Origin of the sequence: Cereibacter changlensis JA139 (assembly GCF_003034985.1) — a bacterium.
Classification (GTDB): Bacteria; Pseudomonadota; Alphaproteobacteria; order Rhodobacterales; family Rhodobacteraceae; genus Cereibacter; species Cereibacter changlensis.
In genome coordinates this window covers 1-5,697 of record NZ_PZKG01000196.1, presented here as the reverse complement: position 1 = coordinate 5,697, position 5,697 = coordinate 1, and the positions used below count along the sequence as shown (strand labels likewise).

The window sequence follows — 5,697 nt, the reverse complement described above, 5'->3', positions numbered from 1 at the left end:
GCCCCAGTCCATGTGTTGATGGACCTGAAGAGCCTGTATCCGGTCAAAGCGAGCGATTTGAGGCTGTGATGGATGCGGGAGCTCTCCGCCTGATCAGAGGCATCAATCTCAATCTGAGGTTGGTCGAACCGGAAGACGCGGCCTACATCTATGCGCTTCGCCGTGACCCCGCCTACAACGCCCACCTCTCGGAGGTAAGCGGCCCGGCGGAGGATCAGCGCCGCTGGATCGAAAGCTACAAGGCACGTGAAGCCGATGGGCTGGAATACTACTACATGATCGAGCGGAAAGATGGACAACGCTGCGGTGTCGTGCGTCTTTACGACATAAAGAATAGCCGGTTCACGTGGGGTAGTTGGATCCTCGATCACAACAAGCCTCGTAGGGCTGCTCTGGAGAGCGCCGTTCTTTCTTTCGGCGTCGGCTTCCACATTCTAGGACTTAACGAAGCGAATGTCGAAGTTCAGGTAGATAACACTCACGCCGAAAGCTTCTACAGAAGACTTGGCATGGCGGAAACACACCGGACAACGCAGAACATCCACTTCGTGTATTCACGTGCACGGTTTGATACCGATAAGGCTAATCATCTTTACATCCTTGAGCAGGATAAACAGAATGCATGAGTTTCTCCAAGACTGCATCATACCGAGAAGCGCTCAGATTGCCGATAGCGTGGAATTTGGGCCACGCGTAGTCTTGGCTGGGGACAGGATCGTCCTACGAGACAACGTCCGGTTGGATGCGGCTTGTGTGATCGGCGAGGGTGTTAACGTTGGCCAAGGGGCGTGGGTAAGAGCAGGCGCCGTAGTCCTGCGATCAGTTCCGCCAAATGCCATTGTCGAAGGTAATCCTGCTCAGGTGGTTGGATATCTAAACGGTGCTCATACTGACCGCCGCCCCGATCCACGCCATGTCGACATTCATGGACTGGGCGATCTGACACGGCCCGCTCAGGTGAATCTAGGGATTGGCGACGGCGCTCTCTACCTGATGCGCCGCATTACGGATGCTCGCGGCTCCCTTACTGTCGGAGAGGTTCCGACCGAAGTTCCGTTTGCACCGGCCCGTTACTTCGTCGTTTTCGATGTTCCATCGATGGAATTGCGCGGGGAGCACGCACATAAGCAATGCCAGCAATTCCTGATCTGTCTGCACGGGTCGTGTCGAGTGCTTTTGGACGACGGCGCTCAACGGTGCGAAGTCACTTTGGACCGCCCGGATATGGGTGTGTTCATGCCTGCGATGATCTGGGGGACGCAGTATCGATACAGTTCAGATGCTGTGCTGTTGGTGTTCGCATCACGTCCGTATGAAGCAGATGATTATCTGAGAACATATGACGAATTCCTTGCCGAATTGGAAAGCCGCAAAACATGAAGATTCCATTCCTCGACCTCGGCGCATCCTACCGAGAACTGAAATCCGAGATAGACACCGCCGTTGCACGCGTGCTGGACAGCGGCTGGTATATTCTTGGTCCAGAGGTAGAATCCTTCGAAGCCGAATGGGCCGCTTACTGCGAGGCAACTCATGCCGTGGGGCTGGCAAACGGGCTTGATGCGCTGATCCTTGCGCTGCGAGCGCTTGATGTCGGACCGGGCGACGAGGTGATCGTGCCGTCCAATACCTATATTGCGACTTGGTTGGCGGTGTCCGCGGTCGGCGCCACGCCAGTCCCCGTTGAACCCGATCTGGCGACCTACAACATCGATCCCACTCGGATCGCAGCAGCGATCACGCCGCAGACGAAGGTGCTTCTGCCTGTTCACCTCTATGGGCAACCCGCTGATATGGACCCGATCCTCGCACTGGCACGGCAACATGGCATCGCGGTGGTTGAAGACGCAGCACAGGCCCATGGCGCGCGCTACAAAGGCCGCCGCATCGGTGGCCATGGCGATATTGTCTGTTGGAGCTTTTATCCCGGCAAGAACCTCGGAGCCTTGGGTGATGGCGGTGCGATTACCACGAACCGCGCCGATCTGGCGGACAGGGTTCAGGTGCTGCGCAACTATGGCAGCCGGGTTAAGTATGTTAACGAGGTTCAGGGGGTAAACTCCCGCCTCGATCCTATTCAGGCGGCGGTGCTGCGCACGAAACTTCCTTACCTTGATGAATGGGGGGAACGTCGGAAAGCAATCGCCGCTCTTTACGGCAAGGAGCTTGCGGGGAGTGGCTTGATTCTGCCCCACGTTCCCGACTGGGCCGATCCCGTCTGGCACCTCTACGTCATTCGCAGCAGCGAACGTGATGAGCTGCAGCAGCGTCTTGGTGCAGCTGGCATCGGCACACTGATTCACTATCCAATTCCGCCACACTTGCAGGGTGCCTACACAGGGCTGAAGATGGCCGCCGAGGCTTTTCCCTTAGCGCGTCAGATAGCAGATGAGGTCCTGAGCCTGCCGATAGGGCCTCAGATGAGTACGCCGGATGCGGAGCGCGTGCGCGATGCCGTGAGTGTTCCGGGTTGAACCAGCCCGCTTCCCATAACTCGCGCGGGCTGATCAGGTCCATGGCGGTCACTGGCGGCGCTCAAGCCGTCAGCATCCTGATTTCCATCTTGCGGTTGAAGATCCTGGCAATTCTGCTCGGTCCGGCCGGGGTTGGTTTACTCAGCATATACAACAGCCTCCAAGGTCTGGTCTCGACTGCCGCGGGTCTTGGAATGGGATCCAGTGGCGTGCGGCAGATTGCCAGCGTCAAGGGTGAGGAGCGGGCCCTAAGCCGCGTCAGGCGCGTGCTCTTGGCTGCCCATATCGTACAGGGTGCGCTTGCCATGATGGGCGTCTGGCTGCTGAAGGCCCCCATCGCGGACTGGATGTTCGGAAGCCGAGATTATGCGACCCAAGTGGGTTTGATCGGCATCGCTGTCTTGCTCACTCTGCTAGGCTCGGCGCAGACAGCACTTCTTCGAGGCATGCGGCGGATCAATGATCTGGGCCAGGTCACGGTCCTCAGTACATTGGTTGGCACTATCGCCGGTCTGGCTGCCGTATGGCTCTATGGCGAGGGCGGGTTGATCTGGTTCGTGGTTGTTCAGCCACTGGCAGTTAGTCTGATAGCAGTGGGCTATACTCGCCGACTTCCGAAACCGACGGCAGCACGCCCTGCTGCTGCCGAGATCTGGGCCGAGTGGAAGCCGATGGCAAGGCTGGGGGCGGCCTTCATGCTGGGTGGGCTCGCCACGACAACCACCCTGTTGCTGGTGCGGAGCCGCATCACGCAAGAGCTAGGCCTCGAGGCAGCGGGTCAGTTCGCAGCCGCCTGGGGCATCACCATGACCTACGTGGGCTTTCTGCTGGGAGCTATGGCAGCAGACTATTATCCGCGGCTAACCGAAGTCATCAATGATCGCCCGACCGCGACACGCCTGATGAACGATCAGGCGCAACTGGGCCTCGCGATCGGCGGGCCGGTGCTGCTGCTGCTGATCGGCCTCGCGCCTTGGGCGGTGACGTTGCTCTACTCGAACGAATTTGCGCCGGCCGCTGGGATGTTGCAGTGGCAGACAGTAGGCAATGTCTTCAAGCTCGCCAGCTGGCCCCTATCCTTTGCGATCGTCGCTTCGGCGAGGGCCAAGACCTACTTCCTGATGGAACTCAGCTTCAACCTTGTCTTTTTAGCTCTGCTCTGGATTCTGCTGCCGGTCTTTGGGCTAGAGATCGCGGCGCTCGCGTTCCTTGCGGGATATGTCGTGTATTTCATCACGGTGAACGTCCTCGCTCACATCCTTCATGGGTTCCGCTGGCAGTCCCTGTCACTGAAATTGATTGCCCTTCATGTTACTCTCTCGTTGGGTATCTTGGCCTTGGCGGAGACGGTGCCCAAGGTAGCCGCCGTAGCATCAATCTGTCTTGCCCTGGGCACCGGAATTTTCGGCCTGCGCGTCGTCCTGATCAAGGTGGGGCCTGAGGGGCGCATCGCGGCAAAGTTCGCCCACATCTATGCCAGCATCGGCTGGCCAATCCGGAGCATGCCATGACTGCTACCTCCCCATCAACACAAGGCAGCCCACTCGCTACCTTTGCTCTCTTCGCTTATAATCAGGAGCAATACATACGTGATGCCATCACGGCAGCCTTTGCCCAAACGTATGAGCCATTAGAGATCATTCTTTCCGATGACGCTTCGAGCGACCGGACCTTTGAAATCATGCAGGATATGACATCGTCTTATACTGGACCGCACATTGTCCGCCTCCGAAGAAGCGCGAATAACCTGGGCCTCGCGTCGCACATAAACGTTATTGCTGAGGAATTTACAGGCAAATACCTGGTACTTGCTGCTGGCGACGACATTTCATTTCCTGAAAGGACTGCCGCCTGTGTTGCTATACTTGAAGAGAAAGGCGTGTCTTTGGTGCATTCAATGGTAACATACATCGATACCGACAACAGAACGATTTCCCATCACAGATCGCATGAACCACTTCTTTGGGGGCACGCAGATGGAAGTTCAGCTGCTGGCAGTTTATCGCTGTATATAGGAGCTACTGGCGCAGTCACTCGCGACTTCCTGGAGAAGTTTGGACCTATATCCTATCACAATGCATACGAAGATCTGGTTTTTGGCTTCCGTTCCATCTTAGGCGGCGGAAGTTATTTTATTCGTAAAAATTTGGTGCGCTATCGGTTTGGTTGCGGGATTAGCCATAACCGAACAGACCTAACGGTAGGCGAAATGCTAGCAAAGGAAAAAAGGCGTCTGATGGCCTATGCGGATGTGTATAGACAGAGACTTAGGGATCTGGACGCTGTCAGCGAGGATTATAGCCAAGTCAGGGAATTTCTAATCGTAAAGCTTCACGAGATGACGCTTCGAATAGCTCGGCGCAAAAGCCTCATCGCCTTTACTCTTGCTTGTCTCAGCAAGCCGGCCACAACTTTTAGGGTAATAGCGAAACGTGCATTATAGACCATACGCCGACGCGTAATTTAGCGGCCGTCGTCCGCAAACAAGCGGGATTACCATCTCCTATGCAAAGGACATTATTTAAGTGACAAGTAAATGACCAGAAAGACAACATCGGTCGTAGCGGTCATTGTCACCTATGGTGAACGCGCTGAGCTTTGCCTCCGCGTTGTCGCGGCTGCTTTCGAGAATGGGGTCAGCCAAGTCGTAGTTGTCGACAATGGCTCTCAAGAAGCGAATGCCACAAAATTGCAGCAGGCTGCAGCACAAGATCCATGCCTGCATCTACTGCGGATCAGTGAGAACTTAGGCTCTGCCGGCGGTGTTGCCCGGGGACTTACGCATGCAATCTCGTTGAAGCCGGACGATATCTGGATACTCGACGACGACAATCTACCGCGCGGTGACTGTCTGAAGACACTTCTAAGTGTCAGGTCGGCCATCAATACTGATTTCCAAGATGCCGTTCTCTACTGCTATCGCGGATCAACCAGAATTAACGATCTAAAATCGGCAGAACGAGGTACTATTAAGAGATATGGTCAGAATACATTTCTGGCCTTCTCCGCCGGCTCACTTCTTATAGGGAAGTTCTGCGATAGGAAATCGGCGCTTCCGATTTCATATCCCGTCATCCGAACCTATATAGGACCTTACGGAGGTATGTTTGCCCCTCGTACAATCTTTGAAAGCCTTGGCCTTCCACGTGAAGATTATTTCCTCTACGCCGACGATCACGAATACTGCTCAAGAATGGTGCGCATGGGAGTGGATCAATTTCTT

6 protein-coding genes are annotated in these 5,697 nt (G+C 55.7%); all 6 read left to right on the top strand.

Annotated elements, in window-relative coordinates:
* Positions 1 to 626, top strand: a 626-nt coding sequence (locus C5F48_RS21525) for a GNAT family N-acetyltransferase (protein ID WP_308812772.1), incomplete at its 5' end; no start/stop codon positions are given.
* Positions 619 to 1,380: a WxcM-like domain-containing protein gene (locus C5F48_RS25755; RefSeq protein ID WP_211314688.1), complete on the top strand. Its 762-nt coding sequence runs from the start codon at positions 619 to 621 to the stop codon at positions 1,378 to 1,380. The genes C5F48_RS21525 and C5F48_RS25755, both read left to right, overlap by 8 nt.
* Positions 1,377 to 2,474 carry a DegT/DnrJ/EryC1/StrS family aminotransferase gene (locus C5F48_RS21515; RefSeq protein ID WP_107665801.1) on the top strand — a complete coding sequence of 366 codons (1,098 nt, stop codon included), beginning with the start codon at positions 1,377 to 1,379 and terminating at the stop codon, positions 2,472 to 2,474. Before C5F48_RS25755 ends, C5F48_RS21515 begins: the two co-directional genes overlap by 4 nt.
* A 41-nt stretch (positions 2,475 to 2,515) precedes the next feature.
* Complete coding sequence (locus C5F48_RS21510; RefSeq protein WP_107665800.1) at positions 2,516 to 3,985, top strand: O-antigen translocase; 1,470 nt, start codon at positions 2,516 to 2,518, stop codon at positions 3,983 to 3,985.
* Positions 3,982 to 4,917: a glycosyltransferase gene (locus C5F48_RS21505; RefSeq protein WP_107665799.1), complete on the top strand. Its 936-nt coding sequence runs from the start codon at positions 3,982 to 3,984 to the stop codon at positions 4,915 to 4,917. Before C5F48_RS21510 ends, C5F48_RS21505 begins: the two co-directional genes overlap by 4 nt.
* Positions 4,918 to 5,010: 93 nt before the next feature.
* On the top strand, positions 5,011 to 5,697 hold a 687-nt coding region (locus C5F48_RS21500), incomplete at its 3' end, for a glycosyltransferase (protein WP_146170695.1).